This is a genomic window from Amantichitinum ursilacus (assembly GCF_001294205.1).
Classification (GTDB): domain Bacteria; phylum Pseudomonadota; class Gammaproteobacteria; order Burkholderiales; family Chitinibacteraceae; genus Amantichitinum; species Amantichitinum ursilacus.
On sequence record NZ_LAQT01000034.1, the window covers coordinates 37680 to 56620 of the forward strand.

Consider the following 18941-nt stretch of genomic DNA (forward strand, 5'->3'; position numbering starts at 1 on the left):
CGAGGACTGGCCTTGTTGTTTACTGTTGATCCGACGACGGACGATGTTGCCACGCGCCCGAAGCACGCTTGCCATGCGGACCGCTGCCACGCCGACCGCGCGGCTTGGCCGCCACTTCGCTGGCATTGGCCGCCACCACTTCCACCTGGCCGCCATCTTTCAGCTTGTCGCCACCATCAATGACCACCACGTCGCCCGGATGCACGCCTTTGACCACTTCCTGCTTGTCGCCATCAATTGCGCCCAATGTCACCGGCACGGCGCTAACGGTTTTGTCCTCGCCCACGGCAAATACAAAGGTGCCGGACGAACCACGCTGCACCGCCGCCGAGGGCATAAAGGTGGCGTCGTGTTTGGTCTCAACCAGCAAACGCGCATTCACAAACTGATTGGGGAACAAGCTGCCGTCTTCATTGGGGAAGGTGGCTTTCAGCTTGACCGTGCCGGTGGTGGTGTCGATCTGGTTATCGATCGTCAACAACGTGCCCTTGGCCAGTTGCGTGGTCTGGGTGCGATCAAACGCATCCACTGCCAGCTTCTGCCCCGCCTGCAATTGCTTCATTACTGCGGGCAGATTGCCTTCCGGAATCGTGAACAACACCGATACCGGCGTCACCTGGTTAATAACCACCAGGCCATTGGTATCCGCGCTATGCACCATATTGCCGGGGTCGACCTGACGCAGACCCACGCGGCCCGAAGCCGGCGCTGTCACCCGCGTATACGATAATTGCAATTTGGCCGAATCCACCGCCGCCTGGTCTGCCTTGACCGTGCCCGCGTATTGCTGCACCAGCGCCGCTTGCTGATCGGCCGTCTGTTTGGAAATCGAATCCTGCGTTACCAGGGTTTGATAACGCGCCGCATCTTGCTGCGCACTGGCCAGCTGCGCTTTGTCGCGCGCCAACTGGCCCTCGGCCTGCGCCACCGCTACCGCAAACGGCGCCGGATCAATCTGGGCCAACACCTGGCCTTCTTTAACCATCTGGCCTTCGGTAAAGAACACCTTCTGCAACAAGCCATCGACGCGCGTATGCACGGTGACCGAATTGGCCGGTGTGACCGTACCCAGACCATTCAGATAAATATTGAGATCGCCCTTACGCACCGGCCGCGCGTGCACCGGCATCGGCCCCGCGCCCGCCCCCATCATCGCGCGACGCCCCCCGCCCGCATTGGCCGACGGCGCCGTCTGCGCATGCTTGATGAAATAAACCCCACCGGCCACGATGACCACCGCCGCAACCCAGTACGGCCAGGTCGTGCGCTTGCGTTTTAAATGGGCAGGAGGAGTAACGACGGGCTGCTGATTCTCGGACATACCGGTTCCAGTTCTACGTGTCTGCGCCCGTTGCGCACGGGCTTGTGGTTGGTTGGCACTGAGCGTGTGTCTTGCGCGCGCCCGCCTTGCTGCGGCGCGCGGACTGTTTATTTATCAGAATGCGTTATCTGTATGCGCGGCTACTTTGCCCTGGCCGGGCTTAGGCCACGCTGAAGCGGCAGTGTGCCGGATGGGTCCGTTAATAGGGGTTAGGTCATCGTAAAGGTTTTGTAAAGGCGGGGGATGGGCGCGGCTTATCGTCGCGCGCATCAAGGTGGGGGGCCGACGCTCACGCTTGAGCGTGAGCGATGTTGACTGCATCGCCGACCGGATGCGACATCAGGCAATCACGCGGCAATGGTCTACACCTTCGTAGCCGCGCAACTGCATTGCCGCCATTCAGAAATAGCAGCGCATTACAAAATTGAGTGTGTCATTAGTGCAGCGGGATGACATTGTGATCACTGCCGCCCCACCTCACTCCCCGCAGCCCCCGCCGCATACATCGGCACCCCGCCCTCGTGATAAACCGCCTGCACCGGAATCGCAAAGCCAATACCTTCAGCATCAAATGCCTCAACCATCGCAAGATTCACTTTCTGCTGAATATCCATATACAGGTTGTAATCGCCCGACAGCACAAAAAACACCACTTCAAACAAATAACCGTGATTAGCAAAACCCAATAAATGCGCCCTATCCATGCGCACCTGGTCTTGTGCCAGGATAGCGTCGCGGACGATCTGGTCGATGCGGGCAAGTTTGTCTTTGGGGGTGCGATAGGTAACGGTAAACGTAAACAGTACGCGCCGTTCCTGCATCTTCTGGTAATTGCGGATTTTGCTTTTCAGCAGAAAGTCGTTGGATAAAACGATTTGCTCGCCCGCCAGGCTGCGGATGCGCGTGGTTTTAATGCCGACGCGTTCGATATTGCCCAGCATGTCTTCCACGATAATGAAATCGCCCACCACAAATGGTTTATCCAGCACGATGGCCAGCGATGCAAAGATATCGCCCAGGATATGTTGCAAGGCCAAGGCGACGGCCACGCCGCCAATACCCAAACCTGCGACCAGCGCCGAAATGTTAAAGCCCAGCTGGTCCATGACCAGCAATACGATAAATGCCCACAAAAATGCGCGGCAGATAAAGCCGATGACGGCCAATGCGGTGGCGGTTTCGGCGTCAGCGCCGGGCCGGTGGGCAGCTTCCAGGCTAAACCACACCGTCAGCATGCGGTTCGCCCAGAGCGCGACTTGTAGCGTAATGCCGGCCATGGCCAATACGGCGAGCAACGTTTCTAGCCGCGCGGGCAATTCGAGATTATTGCCGCCCAGATAAAGCGCGACCGGAAACAGCACAAAGATCGACGTCGCGCGAAATGATTCTGCGATGGCAGTCGCGCCCAGCTTTTGTCGTTTGCGTAATCGCGGGGCAATCCAGCGCACCAGCACTTTGCGCACCAGCCAGAACAGCACCAGTGCGACCACGACAATAAAGCCGGCGAACAGAAAGTCGCCGACTTCATTCTCGGTAAGGATGCGGCGGCTGAACAGCGGCCCCCGCCCGGCCAGCGACCAGACCGAGCTGGCCGCTTGCGTTGCTTTGGCGGCGACGGCGCCCGCCATGTCAGCGCACCTGGCCGAACAGCACCGCCACCGGCAGGGGCTGCATGATGTCGCCCAGATGCAAATCGTTGCTTGCGGCGATTTCGCGACCGGTCAGCACATCGTGCCAGGTGATCTGGCCCAGTTCGCCTTCCAGCGGCAAGCGCGTATCCGCCCAGACGTCAGCAGGGATGGCGGGTGTTGATACCGCGCCCGCCAGTTGCCACGGAAAACGCGTAACCGCCACCAGTACCACATCATCGCCATAGCGGCGGGTAAACGCGACGGCATGCTGCCCTTTTGCACCATCCACGCGCAGCGGCTGGTAGTCGCCATCGCCAAATACGCCGGGATGATCGCGGCGGAATTGCAGCAGGCTGGCCACCAGCGCCTGTTTGACGCGGCCGTCGGTCCAGTGCTCGATCAACTCTTGTAATGCGCTGTGTTTATCGGCGGCCCTGTTCCACGCTTGCAGCGACGTATTGCGCGCCTCGTAATCCACCGGGCGACGATTGTCGGGGTCAACCAGGCTCAAATCCCAATATTCCGTGCCTTGGTACAGATCAGGCACGCCGGGCACGGTGCTGCGCAGCACCGCCTGGCTCAGCGAATTGATCGCGCCTGCGGCGGCAATTTCGCGCACAAAGTTGACCATCTCGCCCACGAACGGCGTGCCGGGTGCGCACGAGCCGGTGACAAAATTGCGGCTGGCGTTCTCATATTCGGTATCGGGTACAAACCAGTCGGTGCGCAACTTGGCTTCGCGCTGGGCCTTTTCTTGCCAGGCGCAAATGCGCTCCACAAAGTCTTGCAATTCATCGGCTTGCGCGGGCTGACCGGCGATGTCGGCAGGCCATGCACCGGCCAGCATCTCGTACAGCATGATTTCGACATCGGTCGGTGGCACGGCCGCGCCGTCGATATGCGCCACGCGTTGCTGGTTAAGCTTTCGCCACTGGTTGACCACGCTAATCCAGCGCTCCGGCATTTCGCTGACCACGGCCAGGCGTGTGCGCACGCCCTCGCCGCGTTTGTGGTCGTGCGTCGCGGTGGTCAGCATGGCGTGCGGAAAATCCTTGGCGCGGCGCAGAACCGATTGGTGAAACGCGTTGGGCGACATGGCAAACAAAGACGGGTCCGCGCCCACTTCATTACGCGACAACAGCACGCCATAACGATAAAACGCGGTGTCTTCGATCGACTTGGCGTTGACCGGCGACGTCAGTTGCAGAATGCGCTGGATGGCGGTACGCGCGGCCTTGTCGTTTTCCTGGTCGATGGGGGCCAGCGCGTCGGGGTTCACTTCGCTTTGCGGACCGGCGTTGGGCCAGTTTTCCAGCCACTGCGCCAGCCGTTCCAGCACCGGCAAATCCACGCGGCGCAAGCTGGTGCGCGCGCCATCTACCGCTTTGTGCAGCAAGCGGCGGTCTTGCTCGCTCATGCCATCGTCGCCGGTATACACGCGATACACCGGAAAATGCACCACCAGTTCGATCAGCACACGGCGTAACGCATGGAAGGTCACTTCGCGGCTTTGCAGATGGCGGCGCGCCACGTTTTGCAATGCGCGCGTGGCGGAATCGAGTTCGCTACTGAAATGTTCGGTCAGGATTTTGCGTCGCGACGACTCGGCGACGATTTCATAATCATCCGGGATATCGTCATCGGTCCATTCTTTCCACGCCGCTTTAAGTTCGGGCAAGTGGCTGCGATCGTGCAGCAATGCGCCGACTTCATTCATAAAGTCGTAGCCGGTGGTGCCATCAATGGCCCAATCGGTATGCAGCGTTTCACCTTGGGCGAGAATTTTCTCAACCACAATCCACGGACGACCGCGCGGTGCGTCGTTGGGGCGCGCCTCGGTCAGCGCCTCCAGCCGTTGCCGCAGCTTGCGGCAGTATTGGCCAGGCCATGCCAGACCATCGATATGGTCGATGCGCACACCATCAATCAAACCGTCCTGGTACAGCCGGAAGATGAGCGCGTGGGTGGCTTCGAACACTTCCGGCACTTCGATGCGCAAGCCAGCCAGCGTGTTGACGTCAAAAAAGCGCCGCCAGTTGATTTCATCGCTGGCGCAGCGCCAGCCGCTGAGGCGGTAATGCTGCGCCTCCAGCAAGCGATGCAAGGCCGGGCGCGTGGCTTCATCGCTGCCGTCATAGGCTTTCAGCGCGGCGGCGATCACGGCCTGGCCCGCTTCGGATTTCGCGAAATGTTGCAGGCCGCCAAACGCGCGGTCTGCCTGATCGCGTAAGTGCTCGGGCTCATCCAGCCGTTCGAGTACATCAAACGGACGCCACCAGGCGTCGGCGTCGTCCATGCCGTGCTCGGCGCTGACGTGACGCAAAATCTCGGCGTGCGATGCGGCCGAGACCGGAAAGACGTTGTCGTAATAGCGAATCACAAAGTGGCCGTTGTCCGCCTCGAAATCCAGCTTGATCTGGCCCGCCAGCGCTTCCGCGTAGTCGCTGCCCAGAATCGGCGCCAGCACTTTGCCTTTCAGGCCCGGCACCGGTGTATTCCAGTCGATATCAAAATAGCGCGCGTACTGGCTGCGCTCACCCCACGCCAGCACATCGGCCCACCACGGGTTTTCGCTGGCGCCCACGCCCATATGGTTGGGCACGATATCGACGATCAGGCCCATCTTGCGTTCGCGTAATGCAGCCACCAGACGGCGCAAGCCCTCTTCACCGCCGATTTCGGCACTGATTTGCGTGGGGTCGACCACGTCGTAACCGTGCAAAGAGCCGGGGCGCGCGGTGGTGATGGGGGATGCGTACAGGTGGCTGACGCCGAGGCCGGAAAAGTAATCGAGACGGCTTAGCGCGTCGTCAAACGTAAAATCTTTATGAAACTGCAGCCGCAAGGTGGAGACGGGAATTGCCATTGTTGTTCTGCCTGTTTTGCGTGTTCGAAGAGGAACGGGATCGCAGGCCGCCCGTGCAGGGGCAAACCTGGCCATTGCGGCAAGTCTCAGGCAGAACGGTTATTGAGAATGTCGGACAAGCGCCGAACTTGCTGCCCGGTCTGCGGCTACCGGGCAGCATGTAAGCAAGCTGCAGGTTTTATGCGGATTCGCGGATCACCAGGCGGCCCGGAAAGCGTTTCTGAAAATAGCCGCCGACTGGCGCGCTTTCTTGCAGCATAAAGTGGATGGCGGTCTGGCCAATCTGCTCGATATCCTGGTGCACGGTGGTCAGTTGCGGCTCCAGATATTCGCCGATATCCAGATTGTCATGCCCCGCCACCAGCATGTCTTTACCCGGTTGTTTGCCAAATTTGCGCAGCGCTTTGGCCGCACCAAACGCCATGCGGTCGGTGGCGCACATGATGGCGCCGACGCCACCGTCGCGTAATCCGCCCTGCCCGCACCACGCCAATAATTGTTCGTAGGCAAACGATTCGAATTGCCATGTCGGCGCTTCCACATCCACCGGAATAACCTGCGGCGTTTCGCCCGCTTGCAGCATGGCTTCCTGATACCCGGCCAGGCGCTCGGGCCGCGAGGGGTTGGCGATGCGTGGGGTGCCCAGATAGGCGGGTCGTACGCCGCGACTGAGCAGATAGTTGACCATCAAACCGATGCTCTGGCGGTTGTCATTCATTACAAAATGGCAGTCTTCATCGAAATACGCGTCCAGAAAGATAATGCGCATTTCTTTCTGTAATGCGGCAAACAAGGCGCGATTGGCGTTGGATTCAATCGGCGTAACGATGATGCCGTTGACCTTCATCGCCCGCAAAGTCATCAGCGCCGCCGCTTCGCGCTTGGGATCGTTGTTGGAGGCCTGGATGACAATCTGCATGCCGCCACGCGCGGCTTCACGTTCCATGATCTGCAGCACCTTGCCAAAGAAGGGCTCGGCAATAAACGGCAGGATCACCCCGATCAGATTGGAACGCCCTTTGACCAGGCTGACCGCGTGCAAGTCCGGCACGTAATGCAGCTCGCGGCAGGCGCGTTCGATGCGTTCGCGCGTGGCGGGCTTTAGCGTTTCGCTGCCATTAAAAAACTTGCTGACGGTGGTGCGCGACAAACCGGCCGCTGCGGCTACGTCGTTCATGGTGACCACACCCGGAAATCCATCGGCATGCGCCAACGTGGATTCGGCCGGTGCGGCAGCTACAGCATGCAAAAAATCGTCGTTTTGGGTGGTCATGGGGGCAAATGTGTACGCGTGTAGCGGCAAAGTCTACACATTTTCTGGCGTAGCGAAACCCCGTTCTGGTTCAACGATTTAATTGCACTGCGCAAACGTTTGAGCCCAGCGCCCGTGCGGCCCGCAGCCCGATTAAACCGCGCTGTTTTATTGCATTGCACCAATCTGACGCCACGTTTCGCACATAAAAAGAACACCTTATGCCATTCGTCAGCTCTTAATTGGTGCCAACTCGATTTAATAAATTTACACGTGTAGATTTATTGCACCGGCATCACTCAAAACAGACCGGCCGATGCCATCGCCCACATGGGCTTGCGTCTTCTCATACCTTACAGATCAGGAGTTTCACCATGCGTTTGCGTCAGTCCTTGCTTGTCGCCACTTGTGCCGCCGTGTTTGCCACGCCCGCCTTCGCCGCCAAGCCACTTAAATACATCGGCATTACCGTGGGCGATCTGGCCAATCCGTTCTTTGTGGCTATCGGCCAAGGCGCAGAAGCCAGTGCCAAAAAGATCGCGGGCAATAGCGTCAAGGTCACTACCGTATCCAGCAAATACGATCTGAATACCCAAGTGGGCCAGATCGAAAACTTTATCGCCAACAAGGCGGACATCATTCTGGTGAATGCGGCCGACCCGAAAGGCATTGCGCCTGTTATCGAGAAAGCCAAGGCGGCTGGCATTGTGGTGGTCGCGATCGACGTGGGTGCGGAAGGCGCGGATCTGACCGTGATGTCGGACAACAATATGGGCGGCACCGAGTCCTGCCGCTTTATGGCCAAAGCCATCAATGGCAAGGGCAATGTGGTGATCGTCAACGGCCCGCCGGTGACCTCGGTGATTGATCGCGTGGCGGGCTGCAAAAAATTGCTGGCGGCCAGCTATCCGGGCATCAAGGTGCTGAGCGATAACCAGGACGCCAAAGGCAGCCGTGATGGCGGCATGCAGGTGATGGCCGATTTGCTGACGGCGCATCCCAAGATCGACGGCGTCTTTGCGATTAACGATCCGACTGCCGTAGGTGCGGAACTGGCCATCAAGCAGGCGGGCCGCAGCGACGTCAAGGTTATCGCCTCGGTGGATGGCGGCCCCGACGCGCAAGTGGCGCTGAAAGACAAATCCAGCCTGATGGGCGTTTCCACCGCGCAGAACCCGTACAAGATGGCGCAGACCGCCGTGCAACTGGGCTATGACTGGATGAATGGCAAAAAGCCGGCCAACGCCACCGTGCTGCTGCCCACGCCGCCCATTACCAAGGCCAATATCGGCAGCTACGCCGGTTGGGTTAAACAGTAATCCGGTTTCCGGCTGAACCGCGTGCGCACCTTGCGATTAGTCTGAGGCTTATCGATATGCTTTAGGACAAATCGCAAGCGTGCTCGCGGATGTTTACACGCGCCGCTTTTGCAGGCGGCGCGGTTAGCGGGAGACCCGTGCGATGTCTGAACTCGTCCTTGATGTAAAGGGTGTGAGCAAGCGCTTTGGCGCGGTGCGCGCACTCGACAATGTGCAATTGCAAGTCCACAGCCATGAAATCCTGGCGCTGATGGGCGAAAACGGTGCGGGCAAAAGCACGCTGATGAAAGTGTTATCAGGCGTGTATCAACCCGACGCCGGCGAAATCCGCCTCGGTGGCCAGACCATCAAGGTGCATTCCCCCGCCGATGCGCGTGCCGCCGGCATCAATCTTATTTATCAGGAACTGGCCGTGGCGCCCCATATGTCGGTGGCGCAAAACGTGTTTATGGGCAGCGAGCCGCGTGGCCGCTTTGGCCGCGTCGATACCGGCCTGATGACGCGCAAGACCAACGAAATCCTGGCCAGCCTGGGCGCGCGCTTTAGCGCCGATACGCTGGCGGGCAGTCTCGGCATTGCCGACCAGCAACAAGTGGAAATTGCGCGCTCGCTGATCCACAAAAGCAAAGTGCTGATCATGGATGAGCCGACGGCGGCGTTATCGGATCGCGAAACCGAGCGCCTGTTTGAAGTCATCCGGCGTTTGCGTAATGACGGCATTGCGATTGTGTATATCAGCCACCGCATGGCCGAGATGGTGGAACTGGCGGATCGCGTTTCTGTAATGCGTGACGGCGGTTACGTCGGCACCTTACCGCGCGAAGAGGCTACGCCCGAACGCGTAATCCAGATGATGGTGGGCCGGCCGCTGGGCGACTTTTATCAGCGCCGCGAAACCACCACGCCAGGCCCGGTGCGCCTCGAAGTGCGGAATATGCATAGCGATCGTATCCACGGCGCGTCGTTTGCGGTGCGTGCCGGCGAAGTGCTGGGCCTGGCGGGGCTGGTGGGTGCAGGTCGCACCGAACTGGCACGGCTGGTGTTTGGCGCGGATGAGCTGCATCAGGGCGAGATTTTGCTGGATGGCCAGGTCATCAAAGTCAAAGAGCCGCTCGACGCCATCCGCCGCGGCATTGCTTATCTGCCCGAAGACCGTAAGGGCCAGGGGCTGTTTCTGCAATTGTCGGCGCTGGCCAATACCACCATGAGCGTGCTGGGCCGCAACTCGCGCTTTGGCATTCTTAATCACAAAGGGCTGCGGCGGCTGACGGAAGACGCGATCAAGCAACTGGCCGTCAAGGTGCCCGGCCCGGATGGCATCGTGGGCGGCTTGTCGGGCGGCAACCAGCAAAAAATCCTGCTGGCGCGCTGGTTGGCGATCAAACCCAAGGTGCTGATTCTGGACGAGCCCACGCGCGGCGTGGACGTCGGCGCTAAAAGTGAGATTTATCGCATCATCAACCAGCTGGCCGCCAGCGGCGTGGCCGTGGTGGTGATCTCCAGCGAGCTGCCCGAAGTGATCGGCATTTGTGACCGTGTGCTGGTGATGCGCGAAGGCCATATCAGCGGCGAACTGGGCGCGGGCCAGATCAATCAGGAGGCCATCATGACGCTGGCCACCCACCTGCCCGCCGCCGTCGACGCCACCGTCACACTGCATTAATTACAGGACAACATCATCATGAGCATCCCTCTTCCTACCGCAGGCCAACCGCCGTTGCCGCGCCCGCATGCGCGGCTGAATGCGCGCGAAGTGTTTAACCGCGTCGGCATGCTGCCGGTGTTGATCGTCATGTATGTGGCGTTCTATTTTTTAACGCGTTATCTCAGCGATGACGGTACGTCCAATTTCATGACGGCCGGCAACACCATGAATATCTTGCGGCAGACCTCGATTAACCTGGTGCTGGCCTGCGGCATGACCTTCGTGATTTTGACGGCAGGCATTGATCTGTCGGTGGGCTCGATTCTGGCGGTGGCCGCCGTGCTGGGCATGCTGACCTCGCTGCCCGAACACATGCCGATGCTGGCGCTGCCGGTGTTCATGTTGTCGGGCCTGGCGCTGGGTCTGCTTAACGGCGTGCTGGTAGCCGGCTTCAAGATCAACCCGTTTGTGGTGACGCTGGGCACGATGACCTCGCTGCGCGGTGCGGCCTATCTGTTTGCCGATGGCACCACGGTGCTCAACCGCACGATTCCGTCGTTTGAATGGCTGGGCAATGGCGCGTTTATTGGCGTGCCCTGGCTGATCTGGGTGGCGATTGCGGTGGTGCTGGTCAGCTGGTTTCTGCTGCGCCAAACCGTGCTGGGCCTGCATATCTATGCCGTCGGCGGTAATCCGCAAGCGGCGCGGCTCACCGGCATCAAGGTCAGCGCGGTGCTGCTGTTTGTGTATTCCATCAGCGGCCTGTTCTCGGGCATCGGCGGCGCCATGAGCGCGTCGCGGCTGTATGGCGCCAACGGCAACTGGGGCACCGGCTACGAGCTGGACGCTATCGCCGCGGTGGTGTTGGGCGGCACCAGTTTGATGGGCGGCGTCGGCTCGGTGTGGGGCACGGTGGTCGGCGCGCTGATTATTGGCGTGATGAACAACGGGCTGACCATTATCGGGCTGTCCAGCTTCTGGCAATACGTGGCCAAAGGCGCGGTGATAGTGCTGGCCGTGCTGCTGGATAAATGGCGTCAAAGCCAGGCCACCACCAACTAAGGCAACGGGTGGGCTTGCCCACCCGCTGAAGCATGATGACGGGATGGAATATCGCGTGGGCTCACGGCGTGGCGCAGGTACAAGCGCTGGGTGGCATGCTGGGGCCGGTGGATTTTGTTTTGCCACACGGCCAACACGTGCAGCCGATGTATGTTGCGCCGTGGGCGCAAGAGCCGGTGAATGCCGCACTGCCTGGGTTGTTGCGTGGCTTGCGCGGCGAATGGCCGTGCGTGCCGTTCAGTCGGGAAAGCGCGCCCGACGTGATCGCGGCGGGGTGGCAACGCCGCGTGCAGACTGATCCGGCGTTTTTGCTGCCGCATGGGCCCGGCTCCAATCAGCTGTGGCAGTTGATCGGGCAAAGCCCGGCGCATTTGTTACTGGAACTGGAATACCCCGCCCACAGCGCCGTCGCGCGACTGGAGCGCGAAATCCGCCCCGATCCGCTGCACGCCGCGCTGGAGATTACGCTGCGCATCAGCGCGCGCGCCGACACTGTCTGGCCGGTGGCGCTGCACCCCACGTTCCGCCTGCCCGCCCGGCCCGGCAGTCTGCATCTGCGGCCCGGCCGTTATGCCGAAGCGGTGACTTATCCGCTGCCGTTTGAAGCCTCGTCGCAACTGCAGCCCAACCAGTCCGGCGCGCGGCTGGAGCACATGCCGGGGCAACACGGCGCGCTGGATCTCACCCAACTGCCGCTGGTTAACGACAGCGAAGAGCTGCTGCAACTGATCGACTGCGATGGCTATTTCGCGCTTGATTATCTTGATGACGCTGCCCGCGTCACGCTGACCTGGTCCACTGCGGAATTGCCCGACCTGGTGCTGTGGCTCAGCCAGCGCGGCCGCCCGTATGCGCCGTGGTTATCCCGCAATCTGGCGCTGGGCGTAGAGCCGGCGAATGGCGTATTTGAACTGGGCGGCGTGCTGACACCACCCGCGGATCACCCGCTGGCGGCGCGCCAGGGTTTGCCGCTGCGAGCGGGGCAAACCGTGGCGATCACTTACCGGATTGCGGCAGAAGCGCTGGCGGGCTGATACCGCCGCTGTGCGCTTAAGGCAGCGCCTGGCGTATATCGGCCACCAGCGCATCCACCTGCTCGGCCGTGGTGGCCCACGAACAGACAAAACGCGCGCCGCCCGCGCCGATAAAGCTATAGAACGACCAGCCGCGCGCTTTCAGCGTGGCGGCGGTGGTCTCGGGCAGCGTGGCGAAGACGGCGTTGGCTTGTACCGGAAACATTAACGCCACGCCGGGCATGGCGCTCAGCGCTGCGCCCAGGCGGCTGGCCATGGCATTGGCGTGCGCGGCGCGGATTTGCCATGCGTTGTTTTGCAGCATGCCCACCCACGGCGCGGCCAGAAAGCGCATCTTGCTGGCCAGTTGCCCGGCTTGCTTGCAGCGATACGCAAAGTCTTGCGCCAGATCGTGGTTAAAGAACACCACCGCCTCGCCCACCGGCATGCCCATCTTGGTGCCGCCAAACGACAGCACATCCACGCCCGCGCGCCAGGTCAGATCAGCCGGGCTGACTTGCAGATGCGCCACGGCGTTGGCAAATCGCGCGCCATCCATATGAAACGACAGATCCATATCGCGGCAGGCGGCGCCCAGCGCTTGCACTTCGGCCAGGCTGTACACGGTGCCCACTTCGGTGGATTGCGTGATCGTCACCGCGCGCGGTTTGGGGTAATGGATGTCGGTGCGCGCCGCCACCACGCGGGCGACGTCGGCCAGATCAAGCTTGCCGTCCGCGCCGTCGGCCAGCAGCAGTTTGGTGCCGTTGGAAAAGAATTCGGGCCCGCCGCATTCATCGGTTTCGACGTGCGATAACTTGTGGCAGACGATGCTGTGATAGCTCTGGCATAACGACGCCAGCGCCAGCGAATTGGCGGCGGTGCCGTTAAACACAAAGAACACGTCGGCATCGGTTTCGAACAGATCGCGGATGGCGTCGCAAGCGCGGCGCGTCCAGTCGTCGTTGCCATAAGAGGCCATCACGCCGCTATTGGCTTCGATGATGGAGTTGAGCGCTTCGGGGCAGATGCCCGAGGTGTTATCGCTGGCAAATTCGGTGTGCAGCATGGGCGGATCCAGGGGTGGCGGATGGTGGGGCGACGGCCTTGTGGGCCAGCCGCCATTCTAGCAGCGCGCAGGCGTGCAGCCAGCGGGCGTAACCCTTACAACGCGGTGGCAGGCCGATGCGCTGACCGCCACCCCGCCCTGCGCGGATTTCGCCCGCGCCCTCCCTTTACCCGGCGGGCTTAGTCTTCCAGATTGGCGTGGTACTCCACGGCGTCGTGCTTCCAGTAGGCCGAAGCGCGAATGCGGCTTTTGTCCACGCCATGCGCCAGCAAGGTGCCGCGCAAACTCTGGATGGAGGCGGATTCCCCGGCAGCCCAGAAGAAGCCATCGCCATCCGGGATCACCAACCGTTGTGCCGCCTGCAGCAACAAACTGCCCGGCACGCCCGCGCGGCGATGCAGCCAGTGGATTTGCACATTCGGGCGCTGCGCCAGTTCGATTTCCTCGGCGGGCGTGCCCACTTCGGCAAAGACGATGGCGCGCGCGCCCGGCGCGGCTTCTTCCAGAAAGCGGCCTACGGCGGGCAAGCCGGTTTCATCGGCAAACAGCACATACCACTCGTAATCCGGCGGAATCACCATGGAGCCGCGCGGGCCACCCAGGCCCAGCACCTGGCCGACTTGCGCCTGCGCCGCCCATTCCGCCGCCGGGCCAACGCCGTGCAAGGCAAAGTCGATGGTCAGCGTATGGGCCGCATTGTCATAACGGCGCGGCGTGTAATCCCGCGCGGGCGGACGCGGTTTGTCTTCCGGCCACACCGGGCCGTTGTCGCCCCATGTCGGCAGCGTGGGCGTGGTTTCGCCGGGATTGGGAAAGAACACTTTGACGTGGTCATCAAAGGAGGCCGAGACAAAATCGCTGAGATCAGGGCTGACCAACGTCACGCGCAGCATATGCGGCGCGATGTGCTGGATGTACTGCACGGTGGCGACACGAAATTTAAGGTTATGGCGCACGCGGGTGGCGGCGCGGGTGCTGGGGGTAGTGGCTTGAGTCATTGCAAAGCTCCGGCGAGGTGACAGGGGATTTGCCGGTCTGTACTGCCAGCAAACGTATCGTACGATACAGTCATAAGATATAACTCGACAAGCCCTGCGGCGACCAACGTAACGGCATCGGCTCAATTTCCTTTCATGCCATAAGCATAGAAGCGCTGCGCGCCGATGCGGGCCACGGGCAGCCCAATCCGCGCCGGGCCTTGCCGTGGCCGCAGCGCTATCCCATTACTTGCGTCAGCTTGGCCGACAAACGGCGTCAGCAAGCGGATTGCGGCCGGAATGGGCTTACACGGCGCCAAGCCGCGCCAGCTATCACTTTGCGCGGATTGGCGTGTACGTAACGCGCGTGCATCGCGTTATCACAGATACAACAAGCGGCCTGTGTGCTTTCACACAAAGGTCGCTTTAATTGCGCGATTTACTTACAATCGCTCGAATCTGACAGACCGGCGGTATTCCCCGATATCCGGCAGGTGCGGCAACGCACACACGATGCAGCAGGGACAAGAGAGCAATGGATAAAAACGAAATTCTGGCGCGGGCCAGAACCACCTTTATTGGCGCGTTTAACGACGCCGCCGAACTACTCGCGCCTGCCACCCTGCTGCGGCTGACCGCCGCCACCGAGACCGGTGTGCTCACCGCTGCCGAGCGCTACACGCTGTACGAAGCGCGCAATGTGCTGCAAAAAAACGAAATTCCGGTGCGCCAGTTGTTGCGTGATCGCATGGAAGTGCTGGTTAACCGCAGTTTCCAGACGGCATACAGCACGTTTCGACCGTCGTTTGCCGATTCGTTTGCACAAACCACGCTCAGCCTGATTGATACCTCCACGCAAGAAGAAGAACTGCGCGTCGACACCGTCACGCGCCGGTATCGCAATACCAGCGAACAAGAATTACGCGATCTGAATATCCGCATGGCCGTGCTGTTTGGCCAGGAAGACATCAAGGAACGCGAAAATCCGTTTCGGCCGTGGCTGTTTGCGCGCGCGATTTCGCAAGCGGTCGAAGCGCTGGGCCAAGGCCCGGACACTGCCACCGTGCTGACGGATTATCTGGCCGAAGAATTCACGCCCTCCGTGCATCGCGTGTACGAACGGCTCAACCAGTTGCTGTCCGATGAAGGCATCGGTACCAATCTGCAGCTCAAGATTCGCCGCACCGCGCAATCGCGCCCCGCCGGCATACCGGGTCAGATGCCGCAGGCTGGCGCGCATGACGACGGCGGTGCGCACGCGGATTCGCCGTTTGCCGGCATGCAGCCCAACCCGGCGTTTGCAATGCCGGGCGGCCATGCCGATCCGTTTGCCGCCATGGCGGGCGCGCAGGCGATGGGCAATCCATTTGCACAAGCCATGGCGCAGGCGGGCAACCCGTTTGCCGGATTGCAGAATGCGTTTTCGCCGGACCCGACCGACCAGTTGCTGCAAGCGGTACAGCGTGCGGTATCGGGCGGCGGCGATGTGCCGGGCGGCGCGGCGGATGCGGCGGTGGGCGGCAGCGTACCCAATCTGCCGCAAGGTCTGCCGGGCGGCATGCCGCAGTTGTTTGCGCATGGCGCGTTTCCGCAAGGTGGCTTTGGTCAGGGTGGCATGCCACAAGCGGGCTTTGGCCCCGCAACCGGTATGCCGGGTGGCTTGGGCGGCGGCATGGGCGGTTCGGCTCAGCAAGGCTTTGGCGCTAGCCCGGCGGCCGGTGGCACAGCGGGCGAGGCCGCGCGCAAAAGCTGGCTGAGCGGCGCCAGTGGCGTGAGCGATGCCTTGCGCCATCTGTTTAGCGGCATGCGCAAAGTGGCGCCGCGCAGCGCGGATGATCTGGCCAGCCCGTTTGGCGCGCCCGGCGCCACCGACGAGCCCTTGCATTTTGATGGCGGCGCGGACAGCTTCGAGCGCGAAGCCGCGTTCGAACCCACGCAATTTACCGGCAGCGCCGTCATCCACACGCCCTTGTCCGGCATGGTGGAAGAACTGCAGTACATCGCCACGCCCGACGCCAGCGGCATTATGGAAAACGGCCGTGTGCGCAACCTGATTATGGAAGCGCGCGCGCGGCTGTCCGATGTGGCCAAAGACAGCACCGAGCAGATGGTGATCGACACCGTCGCCATGCTGTTCGAATTTATTCTGAGCGATACCGAAGTGCCGGCCGAAGTGCGCGCGCAATTGGGTCGCCTGCAGTTTCTGGTGCTGAAAACCGCCCTGCTCGACCCCGACTTCTTTACCCAGGCGCACCACCCGGCGCGCATGCTGGTAAACCGCATCGGCTCGATCTCGCTGGGCCTGCGCAGCCTGGACCCCAGCGGCGAACGCATCAGTATCGAAATCCGCCAGATTATCGAAACCTTGCTGGCCGACAAATCTGAAGGCCTGGCGCTGTTTACGCGCATGCTGGACGAATTCGACGCGTTTATTGCGCGCGAATTGCGCTCGGCCGATGCCCGCGTGGAACGCGCCGTGGCGGCGGTGGAAAGCTCGGAAAACCACACGCTGCTGTATGCGCGCACCGCGGGCAAGCTGGGCGATGCCTTGTCGGCGTTCCGGCTGGACACGGTGTTCCATGATTTTCTGGTCAACGCGTGGTCGCACGCGGTGGAACGCGCAGGCCGCAATTCGCCCGAGCGCGCGCATCGTTATCGCGAACTGGTGCCCGATCTGGTGTGGAGCATTGCGCCCAAGGTGTTGCCGAGCGAACGCAAAGAGTTTCTGGGGATGATTCCCGGCATGCTGGCCACCTTGCGCGAAGGCATGGCCGAAAGCGGGCTGACGCGCGAACAGCAGACCGCCTTCCTCGGCTGGCTGGCTGACCGGCACAAGCTGGCGCTGTCCGCCGCCAGCGTGCCCGCGCCGGTGCCGCCGCTGGATATGTTGCGCGAAACGTTTGCCGGCTTTGTACATGCGCCCGCCGAGAGCGAAGGCCGCGACGAAGAAGCCGCCGCCTTTGACCGCGCGCATCTGGCCGAAGCGATCCAGGAACTGGATATCGAACTTGACCTGATCGACCACGTGCTGGCGCAAGAATCGGACGAAGCGGTTGCAGCGCCCAGCGCACCCGGCGACGAACTGCAAAACCGGCTGCAAAACGGAGTGATGGTGGAAGTAAACCTGGACGGTAAGCCGTCCATTGCGCGGCTTAACTGGATCAGCACCAGCGCCTCCACCTTGGTGCTGACGCTGGAAGGCCATGAAAAGCCGAGCGTGGTCAGCGTAAAGCTGTTCCGCCGTTTGCTCGACAGCGGCCGCGCGCGCTTTATCGAGGCTGCACCGTTGTTTGAACGCGCCGTCACCGCGTTGATGGATTCGGCCGACAAGGTGGACCAGACCCCGCTGCCACTGGCGGCTTAAGCGCCCTCATCTGTTTTAATTCCGACCACCAAAAATGGCGCGTGTTTAACGTGCCATTTTTTTATTTTGCGGGGACAGTCGGCATCAAGCTCGGGCGATACATGCCGATACAATGGCATCGGATAACCGCACAAGAAAAGACGATGATCTCTGCCACCAGCCTTGGACTGGCGCAGCGCATGGCGCTGACCGGGCCCGACACATCCAGCCAGACAGCCAGTAAAAAGACACAAGCCGATACGAACGCTGCCGCCAACAACCTGAGCACCGCCACGGATGCCCAAACCAGCGCCAGCACGCAGGTGTCTTTAAATTCGCAAATGCGCAATCTAATGACCGCGCTGACATACCGGCCGGTCTCCAGCAAAAACAATACTTCGATGCTGAAACAGGTGAGCAGCGGCAGCGACCAGCGCAAGGCGGCGGCGCGCCAACGGCTCAAGCAGCTTAAAGAACAGATCGACAGCATGAAACGCTTTGCGGTGGCGCTTAATCCGCGCGCGGCCACGGCAATGGCCGTGCTGCTCAAGCAGTTGGCGCAGCAGGTGAAGGCGGCAGCGGCCGAACTGAGTGCCGGCTCGGGCGGCAGCAGTGGCGGCGAGATGCATATCATGCCGGTGGCCAGTAGTGGCGATAGCAGTGGCGAGAGCAGTGCCGATGCTGGCGCAAGCGTGGCGGCTGCGGTCAGCAGCAGCGCGGATACCAGCGGCAGCGACAGCGCGGGCACGGACAATGGCGGCGATGCCGGCAGCGCGGCGGATGCGCAAGCGGCCGTAGCTGCCGCCGAACAAGCCGCCACCGCCGCCAGCAGCGCCGATCAAACCAGCAGCGCCGCCAGCGGTAAATCGAGCGACGCCACGGGTAAGAGCACCGACGCAAGCGGCGCTAAAACCGCTGATAAATCGACCGGCAGCGCCAGCAAACCCAGCGTCAACGTCAACCCCGGCACGGGCGCCAAGCCTGATCCGCAAGCGGCCGCCGACGCCGACTTGATCCGCAAAGTGGCGGGCAGCCTGAAAGAACTGATGGCGCTGGTCAAACTGCATCTACGCGGCCAGCCCAGCAAAGACATGCAATCGGCCGAAGCGGCGATGAAAGACGTGGACAAGATCGTCAAGAACATGACGGGCAACAGCGGCACAACCGGCACCTTGGGCGGCATCGGCGGCATCGGCGGCACGGCCAGCGCACTGACCGTACCCCTGACTTCGCTGATGAGCTCGCTTAACTTCGGATAACCACGCTGCGGCATGGAGTGGGTAAAGACGGGGACGCCGAGTCCCACCCTTTCTCGCCACCAACGCGGCTGCCGCATATGGTGGGTCGAGACCCACCATTCAAAGCCATTGCCACAGACTGCGGGCGTGGCATACCACTCTGGCTGGTGGGTCTTGACCCACCCTATCTCGCCACCCAGCGCCA

12 protein-coding genes are annotated in these 18941 nt (G+C 61.5%); 6 read left to right on the forward strand and 6 right to left on the reverse strand.

Annotated features, from left to right (window positions below):
* Positions 1-19 precede the first annotated feature (19 nt).
* The 4 genes from WG78_RS18985 to WG78_RS19000 all read right to left on the reverse strand — a co-directional run bounded on the left by WG78_RS18985 (position 20) and on the right by WG78_RS19000 (position 7091).
* Complete coding sequence (locus WG78_RS18985) at positions 20-1321, reverse strand: MdtA/MuxA family multidrug efflux RND transporter periplasmic adaptor subunit (RefSeq protein WP_083459394.1); 1302 nt, start codon at positions 1319-1321, stop codon at positions 20-22.
* Positions 1322-1782: 461 nt separating this feature from the next.
* The gene (locus tag WG78_RS18990) at positions 1783-2949 is read right to left on the reverse strand and encodes a mechanosensitive ion channel family protein (protein WP_053939418.1); all 1167 of its coding nucleotides are present in this window, start codon (positions 2947-2949) and stop codon (positions 1783-1785) included.
* Position 2950: 1 nt separating this feature from the next.
* Complete coding sequence (treY, locus tag WG78_RS18995; RefSeq protein ID WP_053939419.1) at positions 2951-5818, reverse strand: malto-oligosyltrehalose synthase; 2868 nt, start codon at positions 5816-5818, stop codon at positions 2951-2953.
* A 178-nt stretch (positions 5819-5996) separates the two neighbouring features.
* Positions 5997-7091, reverse strand: coding sequence for a LacI family DNA-binding transcriptional regulator (locus WG78_RS19000; protein WP_053939420.1), 1095 nt, complete (start codon positions 7089-7091; stop codon positions 5997-5999).
* A 353-nt stretch (positions 7092-7444) separates the two neighbouring features.
* On the opposite strand from WG78_RS19000, the gene WG78_RS19005 reads away from it, so the two are divergent.
* The 4 genes from WG78_RS19005 (at position 7445) to WG78_RS19020 (ending at position 12130) form a co-directional block, all read left to right on the forward strand.
* Entirely contained in the window at positions 7445-8389 is a 945-nt protein-coding gene (locus WG78_RS19005) for an ABC transporter substrate-binding protein (protein WP_053939421.1), read from the forward strand.
* A gap of 142 nt (positions 8390-8531) precedes the next feature.
* On the forward strand, positions 8532-10052 hold the full coding sequence (locus tag WG78_RS19010) for a sugar ABC transporter ATP-binding protein (protein ID WP_053939422.1): 1521 nt from the start codon (positions 8532-8534) through the stop codon (positions 10050-10052).
* Positions 10053-10070: 18 nt separating this feature from the next.
* Positions 10071-11096 (forward strand): ABC transporter permease subunit, encoded by a 1026-nt coding sequence (locus WG78_RS19015; protein ID WP_053939423.1) that lies wholly within the window; start codon positions 10071-10073, stop codon positions 11094-11096.
* Between the two features lie 32 nt (positions 11097-11128).
* Entirely contained in the window at positions 11129-12130 is a 1002-nt protein-coding gene (locus WG78_RS19020; RefSeq protein ID WP_053939424.1) for an aldose epimerase family protein, read from the forward strand.
* 16 nt (positions 12131-12146) lie between these two features.
* Here WG78_RS19020 and WG78_RS19025 read toward each other — a convergent pair whose 3' ends face one another.
* Both WG78_RS19025 and WG78_RS19030 read right to left on the reverse strand, forming a co-directional pair.
* Complete coding sequence (locus tag WG78_RS19025) at positions 12147-13178, reverse strand: threonine aldolase family protein (RefSeq protein ID WP_053939425.1); 1032 nt, start codon at positions 13176-13178, stop codon at positions 12147-12149.
* Between the two features lie 179 nt (positions 13179-13357).
* The gene (locus tag WG78_RS19030) at positions 13358-14176 is read right to left on the reverse strand and encodes a siderophore-interacting protein (protein WP_053939426.1); all 819 of its coding nucleotides are present in this window, start codon (positions 14174-14176) and stop codon (positions 13358-13360) included.
* 514 nt (positions 14177-14690) lie between these two features.
* Here WG78_RS19030 and WG78_RS19035 point away from each other — a divergent pair.
* Both WG78_RS19035 and WG78_RS19040 read left to right on the forward strand, forming a co-directional pair.
* Positions 14691-17519, forward strand: coding sequence for a DUF1631 family protein (locus WG78_RS19035; protein WP_053939427.1), 2829 nt, complete (start codon positions 14691-14693; stop codon positions 17517-17519).
* Positions 17520-17662: 143 nt separating this feature from the next.
* The gene (locus WG78_RS19040; RefSeq protein WP_053939428.1) at positions 17663-18757 is read left to right on the forward strand and encodes a hypothetical protein; all 1095 of its coding nucleotides are present in this window, start codon (positions 17663-17665) and stop codon (positions 18755-18757) included.
* Positions 18758-18941: the final 184 nt, after the last annotated feature.

Coding starts and splice junctions, on each gene's coding strand:
- WG78_RS18985 (WP_083459394.1), bottom strand. CDS start 1,321: ATGTCCGAGAATCAGCAGCCCGTCGTTACTCCTCCTGCCCATTTAAAA.
- WG78_RS18990 (WP_053939418.1), bottom strand. CDS start 2,949: ATGGCGGGCGCCGTCGCCGCCAAAGCAACGCAAGCGGCCAGCTCGGTC.
- treY (WP_053939419.1), bottom strand. CDS start 5,818: ATGGCAATTCCCGTCTCCACCTTGCGGCTGCAGTTTCATAAAGATTTT.
- WG78_RS19000 (WP_053939420.1), bottom strand. CDS start 7,091: ATGACCACCCAAAACGACGATTTTTTGCATGCTGTAGCTGCCGCACCG.
- WG78_RS19005 (WP_053939421.1), top strand. CDS start 7,445: ATGCGTTTGCGTCAGTCCTTGCTTGTCGCCACTTGTGCCGCCGTGTTT.
- WG78_RS19010 (WP_053939422.1), top strand. CDS start 8,532: ATGTCTGAACTCGTCCTTGATGTAAAGGGTGTGAGCAAGCGCTTTGGC.
- WG78_RS19015 (WP_053939423.1), top strand. CDS start 10,071: ATGAGCATCCCTCTTCCTACCGCAGGCCAACCGCCGTTGCCGCGCCCG.
- WG78_RS19020 (WP_053939424.1), top strand. CDS start 11,129: ATGATGACGGGATGGAATATCGCGTGGGCTCACGGCGTGGCGCAGGTA.
- WG78_RS19025 (WP_053939425.1), bottom strand. CDS start 13,178: ATGCTGCACACCGAATTTGCCAGCGATAACACCTCGGGCATCTGCCCC.
- WG78_RS19030 (WP_053939426.1), bottom strand. CDS start 14,176: ATGACTCAAGCCACTACCCCCAGCACCCGCGCCGCCACCCGCGTGCGC.
- WG78_RS19035 (WP_053939427.1), top strand. CDS start 14,691: ATGGATAAAAACGAAATTCTGGCGCGGGCCAGAACCACCTTTATTGGC.
- WG78_RS19040 (WP_053939428.1), top strand. CDS start 17,663: ATGATCTCTGCCACCAGCCTTGGACTGGCGCAGCGCATGGCGCTGACC.